Genomic DNA, 17,364 nt, shown 5'->3' with positions numbered 1-17,364 from the left:
CTCCGCGTCACTTGATGCCCACGAAGAGGTCGCGGGAGCCGAACATCAAGTCATGGTGGCCGGCGTCGTACATGCGAATCTCCGAGAAGTCGCCTCTTGACGACATCACGTCGAACACCCAGCCCCTGTCGATGTGCGCCGGCAGTACGCCTGTGTACTGGTCCTCGCTGGCGTAGCCCATTTCGACGAAGCAGAGTCGTCCTGTCTTGGCGAAGAGGAGCTCGAAGCACTCGACGCTGCGCTCGACGCTCGTCTGTGCCATGACCCATTGGAAGACGGCATAGGCCGAGGTGACGTCGATGGTGGTGTCCACGGTGTCCGTCAAGTAGGCATGGGCGTCCGCGACCGTGTATGTGACGCCTCCCTTCCGCACGTACAGGTCCAGGAGGCGAGCGACCTCGATGTCCTCGGTGACCACGTCGACGCCCTCGGCGGCGAAGCCCAACTCGCTCATCCGGTGGCAGAAGTAGCCGGTGTTGCACCCCACGTCCAGGTAGGTAGGGGCGGATGCGTTCTCGACCGGCAGTCCGGCTTCACGCACGACCCGCGCCATCAGGTCGAAGCGATCGGGTGAGTCCGGTCGTAGGACCCTCCAGCCGGCACAAACGGGCAGTTCGACCGGCTGGTAGACCACTCGTTCACCCGGATACGGCGCTTGCTCGACCAGACGGTCGGCGATGTCGGCCTCGGCGGCTGCTGTCAGGTCCTGCTCGCACGCCCTGCAGAGGGAGAGCGTCGTGTTGTGGTCGACGTCGACCAGGGCGGTGGTTGCCTCGGCACGCCCGCACTGCTGACAGGGGGAGGAGAACACCTGCTCGACGAAGTGTTCGGGAGAGAGCTGCCGTAATTGAGCGTCGGACGGCGTCGCGACCACGACGTCGAGACCCCGGGCGGACGCGTCGAGCCAGCCGGGCGCCACTTCCGGCCCGAATCGGTACGCCTCGTCGAAGACGACGAGTGTTCCGGCGGGAAGCCGGGCCAAGGTGTCCATCGCTTCTCGAGTACCGAGGATGTGGTCCACCGGGCAGGTCAGACCCGGGCGACGGCTTCCCAACAACCCGTACTCGACAGTGGCCGGATTCGGGTTGTCTCTCGACGCGAAGGTCGCGACACGGCGCTGTCCGCTGATGGCCGAGTTCACCAGCTGGATGAGGTAGGTCGACTTGCCGGAGCCGGGTGGGCCCTGGAGGACGGTCAGCGGCACTGGTCGTGGCCTGCCTCTCGCGCGGGGTGAGCCCCGCCGTTCACTCCGACGCCTCCGTGTCCGACTCCGGGTCCGGTCAACACCGTCCGTGCCACTGCCTGCAGATAGCCGAGCCCATGCCGCTGGTCAGGTTCGAGATGGTTGCCTTCGGCCCACTCGTTCCACGCGTTCACGAAGATCAGCCTGTCCTCGAGCGGCTTGTCCAACGTCGACCGGACCGTGCGACTCAGTTCCTCCTCGAACGCCCGTGGCGTGGCATTGATGAAGACGATGCCGTTCTCGCCGCGTCGAGGCGTGTTGTCCCAGGAGACGAAGATGCCGGGATACACTGGATGGCTGCGTACCCGGCTGGTCATCCGTCGCCGGGCCGATGGGTAGTCGTAGATCTTGAGTCCCTCAGCCATGGGGCCGGGGAGCACGCCGAGTTGCGGCTCGAAGTCCATGGTGGCGTCGAAACCGAGAGTCCGGTAGTCGACGTCCGCGTGCGAGTTGCAGGCCATCAGGAAGGGTTCCGGCAGACCCACGGCGACGGTCTCCTTGCGGAAGAGCTCGGTCGTCCGCTGGGGGTCGGGGAGGTCGTTCGGGCGGTACACCAGGAACAAGGGACGGCCGTGGACCCTGAGGTACCTGGGGTCGGCGAAGGCCCCGATGAGCCAGCGGATGTGCTCCAGGTCGTCATCCGGTGAGTACTCCTGCTTCTGCAGGATGTCGCGCTCCTCGCCCAGCCATCGTCGCGACCACGTCTCGTTGGCCCAGGCGAGGCAGAACGGGAAGTCGGGACGACCCGACGCGCGTACCTCGGCGAAGGGCCGCTCGAGCAGGCGGCGTCCCTTGAACCAGTAGTGCCAGTAGCAGAAGGCCTCGATGCCGTGGGCCGAGGCCAGCCGGGCCTGCGCCTCGCGGACCTCGGGCACGCGGAGGTCGTAGAACCCCAGGTGGGCGGGGAGGTGGGGTTGGTAGTGGCCCTCGAAGAGCGGGCGCGCCCTCGCCACGTTCGTCCACTCGGTGAAGCCCCGGCCCCACCACGCGTCGTTCTCCGGGATCGCGTGGAACTGGGGGAGGTAGAAGGCGATCAGTCGGGCGATGGCGCTCACCGTGCCCTCCTCGCGGTGGACGCCGCCGCGGCGTCCCGCAACGCCGCTGAGGTCGCCTCGAGGTAGGCCAGACCATGTCTCTGGTCCGGCTCGAGATGACAACCCTCGCCCCACTCGTTCCAGGCGTTGACGAACACGAGGCGCTCGTCCAGTGGGAGGCCTCGCACCCGTTCGATCGCTCGTCCGAGCCACTCCGCGTAGGCGTCGGGCGTCGAGTTGTGCAGTACGACGCCCTCGGCTCCTCTGCGGGGGGTGTTGTCCCAGGTGGGGAACACGGTGTCGTACCTCCGGTAGTCCACGGGCTCGGGCTCTGCGAGCACCCGCCACGCCTGTTGGTAGTCGTAGACGCGGAGGCTCGACGTCTCCGTGCCGCTCAGCCGCGGCAGCCCGAAGAGGGTCGTGAACTCCGGCTGGAACAGGACCTTGGCGTCGAAACCCGCCTCCGTGGCGTCCCAGCCCACATCCCAGCCCGTCTCCACGGTCATGAGCCACAGCCCCGGCAGCCCGGCCCCATCCACCTCGGTTCGCCAGGTGTCCACCGTGCGCGCGGGATCCGGGAGGTCCTTCCCCTGGTAGACGAGGAACACCGGCTTGCCGTTCACGGTCAACGCGCGAGGGTCTCGCAGTGCCGGGAGAAGCGACCGGATGTGAGCCACGTCGTCCTCATGGCTGTAGGTCTGCGGCTGCAGGACGTCGTGCGGCTGCCCGTCCCAGCGACGCGACCACGGCTCGTTGGCCCAGCAGAGGCAGAAGGGCATGTCCGGCTTCCCGGAGGTGAGGACCTCGTTGAAGGGGCGGTCGAGCAGTTGCTTCCCGTGGAACCAGTAGTGGTAGTAGCAGAATGCGGAGATCCCGTGCGCGCGGGCCAGGGTCGCCTGCTGTTCGCGCGTCTCCGCCAATCGCAGGTCGTAGAAGCCGAGGTCGGCCGGGAGATGAGGCTGCTCATGTCCTGGGAACAGCGGCGTCGCGGCCGCGACATTGGTCCACTCGGTGAAGCCCTCGCCCCACCAGGTGTCGTTCTCGGGGATGGGGTGGAACTGCGGGAGGTAGAAGGCGACCAGCCGCGCGGCCGAGGTGTCGTCGAGCGCGGCGATGCCGGCCCGGTCCCGCTCCTCCACCACGGTGACGGCGCGATCGCCACGGCTGAGCTCGAAGATCGTCACCAGGCCGTCGTGGTTGGCCACCAGCCTGGCGGTGGACCGTAGGTGGGCGGCGAATTCGGCGTAGTGGTCGAGCCACCATGCCGACGTTGCTGGTACGACGAGATACTCAGCCCCCCGTTCCTGCAGTTCCTGCAGGTGTGCGACGGCGTCGGCGCTGGCCGTGGGGTGTGCTCCAGTCGGCCTGCCCGCGGGGTCCTGGGGGAAGTGCCAAGCGATGACGGACGGCCCGAGGCGGAGCAACTCGTCGTCGCCTTCGCTGGCGACTGCGACGACCGCCTTGGGGCGGATGCAGTCACGGACGACGTCCCGGATGAGAGGCAGGATCCGCTGGTTCTGCTGGTGCCGCACACGCCGGCTGTACGAGCTCTCGTCCAGTTCCGGTAGCCGCTGAGGCTTGGGCGGCCGCAGGGCCACCTCCTGCAGCGCGCTCGTCAGCGTGCTGCGGACCGCCGCTCTTCCGTGGGCGGCCCCGATGTGCCGGTGCCCGTCCGTCGACAGCCGGTTCCACAGGTCTTGGTCATGCAGCAGCGTCGTCATCGCCCGGGCGAACTCCGCCGGGTCGTCAGCGAGCAACACGTGCTCCCCGGACCGGAGGTCGAGCCCCTCCGCTCCTACGGAGCTGGTCACCGTCGGCGTTCCCAGCGCCAGTGCCTGGATCATCTTCCGCTTCGTCCCTGCTCCGAACCGCAGCGGCACGACCGAGATGCGGGCGTGTTCCAGGTAGGGCAGCACCGACGGGACCCAGCCGATCATCCTCAGGTGCGGCGTCCTCCGGGCACGGGCCTTGAGGACATCGCTGAGACCGTCGCCGACGATGCTCACGGGGTGTTCGGCGAGGACGTCGGGGTCGAGCAGGGGGATGATGGATTCGCGCAGGTACTTGAGCGCATCCGCATTCGGCGGGTGGCGGAAGCTCCCGATGAAGACGATGCCCTTGCGCTGCTCGAAGGGCAGTGTCGACTGAGCCAGCTCTTCGATGTCGGGCACTGAGCGGACCGGGTGCCCGGTACCGAGCAGACCGCTCACGATCTGCGCTTCGATGGAGGAGACCGTGAGCACCAAGTCAGCTGCGGCGTAGACGTTCAACTCGCCGATCATCTCGTCCCCGTAGCTGGTGTGCAGCAGCCCCCCGTCGCTCTCGGGCCCCAGCGTTCGGCGGGCCTCGCGGATGAACTGCAGGTCGACGGAGTCCACCACCACGCGCGTTGTCGGCGAGACCCGGCGCAGCATGGGGAGGTAGCGCTCCGCGATCTGCCAGAAGGAGATCAGAGCGAGGTCGAAACGGCCCTCCGCCACGAACTGCTCGACGGAGATCCTGGTCGCGTCGAAGACGGAGACTCCGCGCTGCTCGAGCAACCGGGCCCGCCGACGGTCCGGGATCCCGTTGGCGGCGAGGAACGAGACGGCCTGCCCTTCCCCGGCCAGCAGGTCGATGAGGTCGAGGAGCCGCCGCGAGCCACTGTCCCGGTCCGGTTCGGGCGGGTAGTAGGAGAGGACAAGCGCACGTCTGTTGCTCATGACCGGCGGGACTTCCACTCGGCGTGGACCAGGCGGTGCAACGTCTCGGCGCTGAAGGGTTCGCGCGGTCGGTCCGGTCGTTCGGCCAGGGCCGACCCCCACCGTTCGACGAACTTCGCGTGATTGAGCAACTGGTGTCGTTTCGCGCCCCGTCTGACCGTGTTGCCGGTGGTGGCCCCTTCCACGTGGATGACCGCGCACTCGTTCTGGTAATAGACCTCCCGCCCGTGCTGGCGGACGTTGAAGCAGTAGTCGGTGTCCTCGTAGTAGGCAGGGCTGTAGCGGGGGTCCAGCCCCCCGATCTTGCGGAACAGGGGCAGCGGCGTGGCCAGGAGAGCGCCGGAGCAGTAGTCGACCCGACGCACGAAGTTGAACAGCGGCGCGTTGACATCGAACTCGCGGTAACCGATCTTCGCCGCAGTGCCGTCTCGGAAGACCACGCCGCCGGCCTCCTGCAGCCGGCCGTCGGGGAACAACAGCTTTCCGCCGACGGCGCCGGCGTCGTCATGATCACGGAAGGTGCGCTGGAGCGCCTGGAGCCAGCCCGGCAGGGGTATGCAGTCGTTGTTCAGCAGGACGAGCATGTCGGCGTCGGCGGCGTCCGCGCCCAGGTTCACCGCGTGTACGAACCCCAGGTTGGTCTCGTTGTGGACAATCCGCAGCCAGCTCCTGGTGCGCGCGTGCTCCACCAGCCATTCGTGCGTCTCGTCGGTCGAGCCGTCGTCCACCACGACAACCTCGGCTCCTTCTGCAGGAAGCGTCTCGGCCAACGCGGTCAGACACATCTTCGTGTAGCGCAGTTGGTTGAAGCAGGGGATGACGATCGAGGCGGTCCCGTCCGCCCCCGGGCGCGGCCTCAGCCACGTGACTTGAGCCTGGCTCTCGCCGTCGTAGACGGATGCCGCTCGACCGTTCACCTCAGGGTGCACGTTGACGACGGCGAGCTCGGCCACCCGCTCGGCCTCTGCGACCGCCACAGGGTCCGTCGACCTCAGGGCCACGATCGGGACGCTGTCATCGAGGTACGGAAGTGTTCGCCCGGCCCCCGCGCCCGGCGCGAACACGGCGGAATCCGGGAGCAAGTCGGGCAGGGGCAGCCCGGTGTCCCAGTCGAGGACGACGGGGTCGTCCTCCCCGAAGGAGTCGCGGCAGGTCAGGAGCACCTCCCGCAGCTCCTGCGCGCCCCGGGACGTTGCTGCCGGACCCTGCTCGCCCAACGCGAAGATCGTGCCAACCTCGGGCTCCTCCGCGACCTTGCGAGCGTTGTCCTCCAGGTGACTGCGTAGTTCCGGATACTGATCGAGCCACCAGGCGCTCGTCGCGGGGAGCAGGAAGTACTGACCGCCGAATGCGCGCAGCGCCTCCAAGTGCACGACCGCGCTCTGGCCGCTGGGCGGGTGGTAACCGGCGTAGAGACCGGATTCCTCCCGGGGGAAGTGCCACGCCCGGCGGCCGTACAGCTTGAGCAGTTCGTCATCGCCCTTACTGACCACGATGACGGTGGCGTCGCCCGGCAGGTGCCGATGGACGAGGTCGCGGATCCGGCTGATCATCTGCTCGTACGCCAGTCGTTCCGGCGTCGCGGTCACCAGGGGGTTCGAACCCGACTGCGCGCGCTCGATGCAGTACAGCGTCGACGCCATCTCCTGGGCGTAGAGGGTCAGCCGCTCGCTCAGCGCGTCGATGGCCCCGGCGAGGTCGGACTGCCCGAGCCCTTGCGCCGTCACGCGGCGAAGGAGGGACTCCACGAGTCGCTCCAGCCGGGTCAACGTGACGGTCATCGATTCCCGCTCGCGCGCGGACTGCTCAACGGCAGCCTGGAGCAGCGCGACACGATCATTCACGTCGCCCGTCGGTGCATCGCCCGGCACGGCGTTCTCGCCGATCTGGATCTTCTTGCTGACCATTCGCCCGTCCTGCTCGCTGGATGACTCGGGTGCTTGCGGCTCGCTGTGGTTACTGGCGAGCGCGATCGCGTGGCGTGCGTGAGATTCGAGCCGCGCGGGCCTCCTCATGGCGGGATCAGAGGTCCGAAGATGCGGCAGGCGTCGACGTCGGCGACTTCCTGGAACGTGGATTCCAGATAGGCCTTCAGCCCGGTGTAGTGATCCAGCCACCACATCGACGTTTCAGGGAAGACGATGTAGTCGGCACCGCGGACGCACAGGGCCTGCAAGTCGTCGACCGCCTCCCGGTCGTCCGCTGGGTGATGGCCCGCATAGACGCCCCTGTCGTCCTGGGGGAAGTGCATCGCCCGGCGACCGCCGAGCTCCAGCAGTTCGTCATCCCCCTTGCTGACGACCAGGACGGTGGCGTCCGGCGGGACCTGCGCGCGGACGGCGGCCCGGACCTGCTCGACCATCGCCGCATACTCCGGGTCCGGACGACGGCCGTGCGGTGTCCACGGCCGGCCCCACTTCTCGGCGAAGCGCTGCTGGTTGGTCCGGAACAGCTCGCCGTACTCCCCGGTCGGCACGAGCTTGCCGAAGGACGCTTCACCGAAGTGGTGCACGAAGACGTCCTGCGCACACACCACCCGCAGGCCGGCGGCACGCACCCGTTCCGCGTAGTCGTCGTCCTCGAACATACCCAGTCCGAACTGCTGGTCGAGGCCCCCGACGGCTGCGTAGAGCTCTCGTCGCATGGCGACGCAGAACATGGTGAGGACCGGGATGTCGACGGCCTGCGGTGGCCTGTGACTCATGCCGGCGGCGAAGCTGCGCAGCTCCCCGTAGGTGCGGTAAGGGACGGGGATCTGTGCCTCGTTGCCGGCGGCGTTGGTCACCGGGCCGACCATTCCCATCGAGCCGTCGGCCAGGTGGGCCGTCAGCCCGCCCAGCCAGCCCGGCGGAACGACCGTGTCGTTGTTGAGCAGGACGAGCAGTTGTCCCTGGGCCGCGGCGAGGCCCTGGTTGGCCGCGCGGACGAAGCCCAGGTTGGTCTCGTTGAGGACTGGCCGGAGCCGGGGGAACCGGGTCGCCATCTCCCGCAGGTAGGACGGGGTCCCGTCGGTCGAGCCGTTGTCGACGACGATCACCTCGGTGCTCACGTCGGTCGACGCGAGCACTGTCTCCAGGCACATCCGGGTGAAGACGAGGTTGTCGTAGGAGACGACGACGACACTCTCCGCTGGGGACGTCGCCGGGGGAGCGAGGCGGTCCACCGGTGGGAGGGGGAGCGCGAGCACCCGCTGGACCGTGTCCTCGGGAAGCGTGGTCGGCCGCTTCGAGATGGGCGTCAGGACGAGGTCCGCGGGCAGGGGCTGGCCGGCTGGGAGGTCGGGCCGCTGAAGGTGTCGCGGACGGTGGCCGCCGAGATCGGCCAGCAACCTGCCCAGCACCACATCGCTGTCGAAGCACTCGCGGGCCACCTCTGCAGCGGCCCGCGAATGCTCTCCGTAGTTGCCGACGACGTCGGTGACGGCCGCGACCGCGTCGTCCGGCGTCGTGAAGGGGAGCAGGCCCTTCCCGGTGGGCAAGGCGTTGCTGAAGCCGGTCTCCTGGGTGACGACGGGGCGTCCGGCCGCCAGGTAGGTGGCGCTGCGGTCGCTGAACCAGCCGCTCCGGAGGCGCACGTTCTGGTCCTTGGCGACTGTGAACTCGGCCCGGGAGGTGGTCACGTAGTCGCGGTAGGCGTCCAGGTCCGTCGACACGCCGAGCCCTGAGCGCACCCTCCATCCGTGTTCCTCCAGCTGGGCGCGGTCGGCGTCCGTCCAGCTGCTCAGGGCCAGCTCGAAGTCCTGACCCGTGGCCCTCGGCAGGTCGAGCACCTTGAGGAACTCGTGGTGCTTGCTCCAGGTGTACGTGTCACCGCGGAAGTACACCGGGCGCCAGTCCTGCCGCCAGTTGCCGATGGTGGTGAACGACGACCTCGTCGTCGCTGCCCTGCCCGCCCACAGGTCCAGGACCACCGGCTGGCGTGTGGGCAGGAAGGGGAACCGGTCCGACAGGGGCAGTCCGCAGTCGGCGTTGCCGAGGTTCTCGCCGAAGGTGAAGAAGGCCTGGTGGGCCGACAGGAAGTCCACCGTCTCCGGGACGCCGTCGTCCAACTCGACCTGGAGCTGGACCGGATCGGTCTCCAGGTAGACCAGCCGGCCGCTCTCGGCGTGCTCGGCCAGGGGTTGGGTCCCACCGTGCAGGTTGACCAGGAGGGCGGCCGAGCGGTAGAGCCGCCGGAGCTCCGGCTCGCTCATCCCGTAGCACCTGCCGTCGGCGTGCAACGCATGGAACGCCCAGCGGTCGCCGAGCCCGAAGCGCCGCATGAGCGATCCGAGGAAGTCGGCCGCGCGCGCGGAACTGTCGTCCTCCTCGTGCCGCATCAGCATGGAGGGCGTGCGGGCGTGGGCTTCCACGTAGTGGGCTTCGTACCCGAGTCGCTCGAAGCCCAGCAGGTAGTGCAGGGTCTGCCACACGACACCGGCGACCGGCATCTTCGTGATCATGCCCAGCAGGACGATCTTCTCCGGCCTTCGCACCAGGACACTCATCGTGGAGCCCCCAGGCCGTCGGCCGACATCGTGCTCGGGGCCGGAGGGACGACCACGTGCGGGGAGCGCCTCCCGTTCTGGGCCTCGTACATCTCCCGGTACAGGCCTTCAGCTCGGACGAGCTCGTCGTGAGTGCCACGTTCGACGATCCGGCCCTGGTCGAGGACGAGGATCTGTCCGGCGTTGCGAACGGTGGACAGACGGTGAGCGATCATGAAGGTCGTGCGCCCCACCATCAGCCGGTCGAGCGCATCGAGGATGACGGCCTCGGTCCGTGAGTCGATCGACGACGTCGGTTCGTCGAGGATGAGGATCGGGGCGTCCTTGAGGAATGCCCGCGCCACCGAGATGCGCTGTCGCTCGCCTCCCGAGAGGTGCGCCCCGCCCTCGCCCAGGATGGTGTCGTACCGGTCCGGCAGCCGCATGACGAAGTCGTGGGCGTTGGCAGCTCGTGCCGCACTGATGATGTCCTCGGGCGAGGCGTCGAGCCGGCCGTAGCGGATGTTCTCGGCGATCGTCCCCGAGAAGAGCAGCGGCTCCTGCAGCACGATGCTGATCTGCCGGCGCAGCGACTCCAGGGAGATGGACCGGATGTCCACGCCGTCCAGCAGGACCTGACCCTGCTTGGGGTCGAAGAAGCGCGGGATGAGGCTGACCAAGGTGCTCTTGCCGGCCCCCGTCGGACCCACCAGCGCGACGACCTCCCCGGCCGGTGCCTGGAAGGAGATGTCCGTCAGCGTGTCGAGGCGCCCGGCGTAGGCGAAGTCGACCCCGCGGAAGGCGACCCCTCCGGCCACCCGGTCGAGGACCAGGCCGTCCGGCGGGTCCTTCACCTCGATCTCCGTGTCCAACAGCTCCACGGCGCCTTCGAGGCTGATCAGTTGCTCCTGTGCCGCGGCCATCGTGCCGCTGATCTCCTCGAGCGGACGGTAGACGGCCCCGATGTAGGCCAGCACGACCAGCAGTTCACCGACCGTCATCTGCCCCTGCAGCACGAGATGTGCGCCGTACGCGAGGACCACCGCCGTGCCGCCGGCGGTGAGCAGGTTCACGCCCAGTGAGAAGGCGGTCTGCCGCACGGTGACGTCGATACGCGCGTCGACGGCCTCGCGCCCCTGGGAGCGGAAGCGCTGGTGCTCGTGCCGCTCCCGGCCGAAAGCGACGATGACCCTCATCATGGACATCGCTTCGTGCACGATGGACAGCGAGTTGCCCTCGAGTGCCCGCACGTTGCGGAGCCGTGGCTCCACGCGATTCGCGTAGACCTGCGTGGAGTAGTAGATGGCAGGCACGATCGTGAGCGCCAGCAGGGCCAACCGGGTGTCGAACCGATAGGCGATGAAGCCCATCCCCGCGACGGTGAGGACGTTCTGCGCGAGCGGCAGCACGGAGACGGTGATCTCCCCGACCGACGCGGCCTGGTAGTTGATGGCGAACATCAGCCCGCCGGTGCGGGTCTTGTCGTGGAAGGCGAGCGACAGCCGTTGTACGTGGCTGAAGAGGTCACTCCGCAGGTCGAAGATCATCCGCTGTTCGAGCCGCGTCTGTACGTACGAGCTCAGGATGCTGACCGCGTTCGACACGAAGGTGAGCAAGAGGCCGAGCAGAACGGCGAAGAGGATCATCCGCCAGGGGCTCGTGCCGATGAGCGTGGACACGAACTCGGGCGGGCGCCGGTCGCCGAGCACGCTGTCCACGAGGAAGGCGAGCGGCCAGGGGGCCGCCAGGCTGAGCGCGGCCAGCACCACCATCAGCACGACCGCGAGCCCCATCAGATGCCGGTACGGGCGGAGGTAGGGGAAGACGCGCGGCACGTACCGGAGCGCGGCACCCAGCCCTCGGGACTCCTTCACCGGGGTCCGTTCCTTGTCCGGCTCGGGGCGGGGCTCGCTCACCGCACCCGGACGTCTCCGAACGATCCACCGGAAGCGGCGAGGCTGCGGCTTGCGGTGTCGCGCCCGGCCGCCACTCATCGCGCGGCCTCCTCGAGACAACGGCGGACGCCCGCGGAGATCCACGACAGGCCGCGGGCCATCTCGCCGATCCCCACGGCGAGGACGACCGCAGCCACCAGTGGGCTCAACGTCGCCAGCAGGCACACGAGGGCGAGGAAGGCCATCGTGGCTCGCCAGCGCAGCCGGCGTCGGACCCGCAGTTGGACCCAGCCCTGGACGTGACCGCTGCTCAACAGGTCTCCGATGGCGAAGGGCCCGGAGCGGATGCGGGCGTCGAAGTCGGTCCAACCGTCTCCCGGGGCGACGCGGAAGCCCGAACGCTGGAGGGCGGCGACCGCGGCCGCCGTCACCTCGGCGCGTTCACCAGGGCAGGGTGTCATGAGGGTGCTGCGGTCGACGCTCGTCAGCGGCCGTGGCAGAGGTGGGCCGGGCGGGCACTCGCGCCGCGCCGCCGTCCGGTGGCGGACCCGTCCCCACGTGCGCACGAGCGGCTGGAGCAGGTTCAGGACCGCCACACCCGTTCGGAAGCGCAGCCGGCTGCCGGCGTACGTCCGCGGCGGATCGGCCTGGACGAAGTCGGTGCAGCCCAGCGCGAGCAGGCCGAGGACGGCCAGCACCGCCGGGAGGGAGAACGCCGGGAGGACGAGCCCCAGCGGCGCGGCGAGGAGGCCGGCCGTGAGGGCAGGTACCCCGACCTGGTGGGCCAGGTCCAGCGCGTGACCGCCCCCTCGGTAGACCGACTGGTAGGCCGCCGTCCCGTACGGCCCCCGGTAGATCCGTTGCCGCCACGGGACCGGCGCGGCCGCGTCGTAGATCGAGCCCCGCCAGCGAGCGGTGCCCCAGGCGGTGAAACGGTCCGGATGTCGGGCCTCGACCAGTGCCTCGCTACGGCCGTAGCCGAGTTGCTGGCGCAGGTAGGGGCGCAGTCCTCCGCGACGGTGGTGCCACACCAGGGCGGCAGGATGGAAGGCGATGTCCCAGCCTCGGTCGAGCACGCGCCAGCACAGGTCCACGTCGTCCCCGGCGGAGGTGTAGACGGGGTCGAAGCCGCCCACCTCGAGGAGGACCTGCTTCCAGAAGGCCATGTTGCAGCCGGGGACGTGCTCCGCCCGGTCGTCGCTGAAGAGCACGTGCACCGGTCCTCCGGGCGCCCGGGCCACTCGGAGCTCCCCCGGACCGGCCCGCGGGGGTGGCACGTTGGGCCCGCCGACGCCACCGACGGTCGGACCGTCCAGTCCGAGGGCCAGGTAGTACGGCCATTCCGGACTGGGGTAGGCGTCGCTGTCCAGGTATGCGATCAGCTCGCCGCCAGCAGCCTCCAACCCTGCGTTCCGAGCGACTGAGAGGCCCCCGTGGGGGATGCGGAGGAGCCGCGCGCGGGAATGGGACGCGGCTATCTCGGCGGTGTCGTCGGTGGAGCCGTCATCGACGACCAGGATCTCCAGCCCGGGGTAGTCCAGCTCGCACGTGTACCGGAGGCACTCGTCCAACGTGGCAGCCGCGTTGTACGCGCAGACGACGACGGTGAGGGTCGGCCACTCCACCGGCAGGTCGGCGACCGACCGGCTGCTCCACGACGCGGCCACCTCGAGCGCCGGTCGGGGTGAGCGGTCGGCCCCGGTCAGGCCGAAGTGCCAGCCCTCGACAGCAGCGTCACCCACCCACCACTCGTCGGACCAGGAGAAGATGCAGGTACCGGCCACGCCCCTCTCCACTGCTGTCTCCAACTGCCAGTCGATCACCTCAGCCTGGCGGGCCTCCCCGGCACCGCCCGCACCCGCGTCGATCCCCATCTCGCCCAGGACCAGCGGCCGGTCGCCGGCCAGGTGGTGGAGGCGGGTGAGGTATCGGCGGAAGTCGGCGCGTCCCTCCAGGAAGACGTTGAAGGTCACGAAGTCCAAGCAGTCCAACGGCAGGAACTCCGTGGTCGGGTAGTTGGCGTAGGTCACGAGCCGGTCGGGGTCGACGTCCTTGACGATGGCGGCGAGCTCGCCGATCAATCGAGCTACCCGATCCGTGCCATGCCAGCGCACGGCGTCCGCGGGTACCTCGTTCCCGAGTGACAACCCGAGGACCCACGGGTTGCCGACATACCGTTCGGCGGCTGACCGGACCTCGGCCTCGGCATCCTGCGCCATGCGCCGACGTGTGCGCGGCGACGTCCCGACCAGGTAGCGCCAGTCGGGGTAGAAGACGTCGACCAACAGACGGAGGCCCCAGTCGGCGGCGAGATCGACGACGTCGTCGGGCGGCGGCGTGTAGGTCCGGACGACCGTGAAGCCGGCTTGACGCATCATCGCGAAGTCGCGCTTGACCGCGTCGCGCTCGGGATACCTGGCTCCGTCGCAGCGAGGCTGGAAAGTCCCGTAGGTGACCCCGCGGAACAGGAAGCGCCTCCCGCCCACGGAGAAGTGCTTCCCGTCCGCCTGCACGTGATCGCTCAACCGATCGACCAATCGCTCAGGGGCTCGTCCGGGCAGCCCCCCGTACGAGGACCACCGCGAGCGCCGGGACGATCACCCGAGGACTCGATGGGCCAGGGCGGCAGCGTGATCGGTTTCATCAGATGACCGCTCAGTCTCGCGACGACGCCGGGCCAAGGCTGCGCACGGCATTGGTTGGGGTGGAGAGGGGGACGGCTGTCCGGTGCGGCTCTAGCGGAGGCACATACTCGGACGGTCGGGTGTCGTTTCGCAACCGGAGCCGGTCCAGGCCCGATTCGGGTCGGAGACATCAGAGTCCGAGACCCCTGCCAGGTCCTCCTGTCGGCACCCTTGACCTGGGAGGAGGAGTCGACACCGCGCATCGACGCACGGCAACGCGCCCGCCAGGTGCGGGGTGAGGGCAGAGACGACCCGGAGCTCTCATGCCTGCACCACGCTCGCTTGGGTACGGAACCACTCCACGGTTCGGGTGAGTCCCTCGTCGAAGCCGACCCTGGGTTCCCAGCCGAGTTCGCGCCGCGCCACGGTGATGTCTGGTTGGCGGACGCACGGGTCGTCGACGGGGCGGGGGACGAAGGTGATCTCGCTCCCGCTGCCGACCAGGCGCTTGATCGTCTCGGCGATGTGGAGCACCGAGGTCTCGTGGGGGTTGCCGATGTTCACCGGGCCGGCCAGATCGCTGCGCAGCAGGTGCATGATCCCTTCGACGAGGTCGTCGACGTAGATGATCGACCGGGTCTGTGAGCCGTCGCCGGCCACGGTGATGGGCCGGCCGGCGAGGGCCTGGGTGGCGAAGGCCGGGATGGCGCGTCCGTCGTTGGGGCGCATCCGTGGGCCGTGCGTGTTGAAGATCCGCACGATCGCCGTGTCGACGCCGTGCGTCCGCCGGTAGGCCATGGTGAGCGCCTCGGCGTAGCGCTTCGCTTCGTCGTACACCCCGCGCGGACCCACCGGGTTCACGTGACCCCAGTACGTCTCCGGCTGTGGATGGACCTGAGGGTCTCCGTAGGTCTCCGAGGTGGAGGCCAACAGGAACCGGGCGCCCTTCTCCTTGGCGAGGCCGAGTGCGTGCAACGTGCCGATGGAGCCCACCTTGAGGGTCTCGATCGGCAGCATCAGGTAGTCGATCGGTGAAGCCGGGCTGGCGAAGTGCAGGACCTGGTCGACCGGACCAGGCACGTGCACGAACTCCGTCACGTCGGCCTTGACCAGGTGGAAGCCCGGCCGGCCCAACAGGTGATGGACGTTGGTGGGGGTGCCGGTGATGAAGTTGTCGAGCGCGATCACCTCGCACTCGTCGTTGAGCAGGCGGTCGCACAGGTGCGAGCCCAGGAACCCCGCACCTCCGGTGATGACCACTCTGGTCATGATCGGACTCCTCGCTAGGACGGCAGTGCAGGACGGGGCCGTGAACACATCGGCTGGGTGGTCGTTGGGGAGCCCTCCGGAACGGGATGACCATCTGAGGGGCTCTTGGGAGCACGAGTGGCACGATTCGGTACGCGCCGCACATCCCGGTTGTCGGAGCCAACCGGAGGTCGTCAACGGGTCGCGCATTGGGCAGGTGCATGGGGTTCTCGGTGACTCGACTCGCGCAGCGGCAACATCAGGCGCCCTGGGAGTGTCAGCAGAAGAACCGGTACAGGGACGCACCGGCCCGTGCCGTGACGTGGTCGGGCACGGACGGGTCGGTCAGCAGGTCGATGACGAGGCGCAGCGCGTGTTCGACGTCCTCGGACCGGCCGACCGGTGCCCCACCGGCGTTGAGGGTGTGGATGCGCCGCTCCGTGCTGGCCCACTTGCGCTTGTAGGAGGCCAGGCCGGGTTGGCCGAGGTCCGACAGCCCCCAGTCCAGCGCCCGCAGCCCCTGGTCGTGCGCCCACTGGATGACGTTCCAGTGAATCGCGTCGTTCGGGCGCAGTGGCAGGGTGTCGGCCTGTGAGGCACCGAACTTGTAGTAGAGGGTGTCCTGCCAGATGAGATAGACCGCGCCGGCCACCGGGCGCCCGTCGACGAGGGCCAGCGCCGTCCGGATCCCGTCGTCGGGGGCGAACTCGTCCCAGATGCGCTCGAAGAAGTCCAGCGGCTGGGCGAGCAGTCGGTACTTGCGCTTGCGGAGCTCCACGTGCAGCCGGTGGTACTCGGCCACCGCCTCCCTGTCGGTCCTGAGGACCACCTCCACACCGGCCCGTTCCGCCGTCGCGATGTTCCGCCGGGTCTGCGACCGGAACGCCTCGAGCAGTTCCTCCAGCGGACGGTCCAGCGGCGTCAGGTGCCAGGCCGCCTCTCCGAGGGGTGTGAACCGCGGATCCCCGATGGAGACGGACGTGTCCAGGCACCGCAGCGTGAACGGGAGGTCCCCGGCCAGGGCGTCGGCCGAGACCGCCGCCCAGGCCCCGGCGTCCGGCAGGATCGGGTCGGCCCGGTCGCTGAATGGCAGCGCCAGCCGCCGCTGGCCGCGCAGGTCGCGGACGTCCGCCCAGGCCAGTCCTCCCACCGGCCGCCCGTCCGGCTGCAGCGCGACCCGTGCCGTGGGCTCGAGTCCGTAGGCACCGCTGACGGCCCTGATCCACGGCGGGGACGTGAACAGGTTGCTCTCCGCCCCGCTCGCCAGTTCGGCCCACGCGGGGTCGGTGCGGGGATCGACCCGTCGAACCGTCGCCGTGGCCGGACCCGGTAGACGGTCCGCCGGCAGGGCGTCGATGGACTGTGCGGTCACCGGGCACCGTCCCCGCTCAGCATCGAGGGGATGGTGCGGAGGAGGATGCGCACGTCGAGTCCGAGGCGCCGAGCCCTCACGTACTCCACGTCCAACCGCAGCATGTCCAGTGTCCCGACGGTGCTGCGTCCGCTGACCTGCCACAGCCCCGTGATCCCCGGCCGCACCATGAACCGCTCGGCGTGCTCGGCCCCGAACATGTCCGCCTCCCAGGGAAGGCACGGCCGCGGGCCGACGAGTGACATCTCGCCGCGGAGGACGTTGATGAGCTGGGGGATCTCGTCGAGGCTCGTCCTGCGGAGGAACCGTCCCGACGGTGTGATCCGCGCGTCACAGTTCAGCTTGGTGCTGCCGCCCTCGGCCGTGTCCTCGCCGCGCAGCTCGGCCTCGATCAGGAGCCGATGGGCGAGGTCGTCCCCTCCCATGCGCATCGAGCGGAACTTGTAGAAGGTGAACGGTCGGCGCCCGAGCCCGATCCGCTGCTGCCTGAGCAGCGCCGGTCCGGGACTGTCGTGCCTGACCCACAGTCCGATCCCGACCCACACCGGCATGAGCAACCCCAGGACGAGCGCGGACACGACGATGTCGAGCGCCCTGCGGGCGAAGCGCTCGCCAGCCGGTTCCGGGAGCGGCATGCCGTCGGCCGCGATGGCCCCGTGCGGACGAGACTCCACCGCGACCTCCCTCCGCCCCTCGGCACACGCCCCTTGCCGGGCCCGGCCCAGGTCCGCCCCGGGCCGTACCGGCTCCCGGGACGGGAGCGTCGTCTGAGGGGGCTGTG

Annotated in this window: 10 protein-coding genes; all 10 read right to left on the bottom strand. The window is 69.2% G+C overall.

The window, feature by feature from the left end; genetic code table 11:
- Positions 1-7: 7 nt before the first annotated feature.
- Positions 8-1,204 carry a methyltransferase domain-containing protein gene (locus tag ACI79C_RS05330; RefSeq protein ID WP_456944583.1) on the bottom strand — a complete coding sequence of 399 codons (1,197 nt, stop codon included), beginning with the start codon at positions 1,202-1,204 and terminating at the stop codon, positions 8-10.
- Entirely contained in the window at positions 1,195-2,298 is a 1,104-nt protein-coding gene (locus ACI79C_RS05325; protein ID WP_456944582.1) for a glycoside hydrolase family 99-like domain-containing protein, read from the bottom strand. Before ACI79C_RS05325 ends, ACI79C_RS05330 begins: the two co-directional genes overlap by 10 nt.
- A complete protein-coding gene (locus ACI79C_RS05320) occupies positions 2,295-4,979 on the bottom strand; it encodes a glycoside hydrolase family 99-like domain-containing protein (protein ID WP_456944581.1) in 2,685 nt (894 codons plus the stop codon). The genes ACI79C_RS05325 and ACI79C_RS05320 overlap by 4 nt, the downstream gene beginning before the upstream one ends.
- On the bottom strand, positions 4,976-6,886 hold the full coding sequence (locus ACI79C_RS05315) for a glycosyltransferase family 2 protein (RefSeq protein WP_456944580.1): 1,911 nt from the start codon (positions 6,884-6,886) through the stop codon (positions 4,976-4,978). Before ACI79C_RS05315 ends, ACI79C_RS05320 begins: the two co-directional genes overlap by 4 nt.
- Before the next feature lie 104 nt (positions 6,887-6,990).
- Positions 6,991-9,453, bottom strand: a complete 2,463-nt coding sequence (locus ACI79C_RS05310) for a glycosyltransferase family 2 protein (protein ID WP_456944579.1) — start codon at positions 9,451-9,453, stop codon at positions 6,991-6,993.
- An 8-nt stretch (positions 9,454-9,461) separates the two neighbouring features.
- A complete protein-coding gene (locus ACI79C_RS05305) occupies positions 9,462-11,360 on the bottom strand; it encodes an ABC transporter ATP-binding protein (protein WP_456944578.1) in 1,899 nt (632 codons plus the stop codon).
- Positions 11,361-11,434: 74 nt separating this feature from the next.
- Positions 11,435-13,852, bottom strand: a complete 2,418-nt coding sequence (locus tag ACI79C_RS05300) for a glycosyltransferase (protein WP_456944577.1) — start codon at positions 13,850-13,852, stop codon at positions 11,435-11,437.
- Between the two features lie 432 nt (positions 13,853-14,284).
- Positions 14,285-15,232 carry a UDP-glucuronic acid decarboxylase family protein gene (locus tag ACI79C_RS05295; RefSeq protein WP_456944576.1) on the bottom strand — a complete coding sequence of 316 codons (948 nt, stop codon included), beginning with the start codon at positions 15,230-15,232 and terminating at the stop codon, positions 14,285-14,287.
- A 256-nt stretch (positions 15,233-15,488) separates the two neighbouring features.
- On the bottom strand, positions 15,489-16,583 hold the full coding sequence (locus ACI79C_RS05290) for a lipid II:glycine glycyltransferase FemX (RefSeq protein ID WP_456944575.1): 1,095 nt from the start codon (positions 16,581-16,583) through the stop codon (positions 15,489-15,491).
- Positions 16,580-17,257 carry a sugar transferase gene (locus ACI79C_RS05285; RefSeq protein ID WP_456944574.1) on the bottom strand — a complete coding sequence of 226 codons (678 nt, stop codon included), beginning with the start codon at positions 17,255-17,257 and terminating at the stop codon, positions 16,580-16,582. The genes ACI79C_RS05290 and ACI79C_RS05285 overlap by 4 nt, the downstream gene beginning before the upstream one ends.
- Positions 17,258-17,364: the final 107 nt, after the last annotated feature.

The organism is Geodermatophilus sp. SYSU D00697, assembly GCF_054050175.1.
This window is presented reverse-complemented; position numbering and strand designations above follow the sequence as displayed.

What these genes read in the sequence shown, in the direction of transcription:
- ACI79C_RS05320 (WP_456944581.1), bottom strand. Translation starts at nt 4,979, where the DNA reads ATGAGCAACAGACGTGCGCTTGTCCTCTCCTACTACCCGCCCGAACCG.
- ACI79C_RS05315 (WP_456944580.1), bottom strand. Translation starts at nt 6,886, where the DNA reads ATGGTCAGCAAGAAGATCCAGATCGGCGAGAACGCCGTGCCGGGCGAT.
- ACI79C_RS05295 (WP_456944576.1), bottom strand. Translation starts at nt 15,232, where the DNA reads ATGACCAGAGTGGTCATCACCGGAGGTGCGGGGTTCCTGGGCTCGCAC.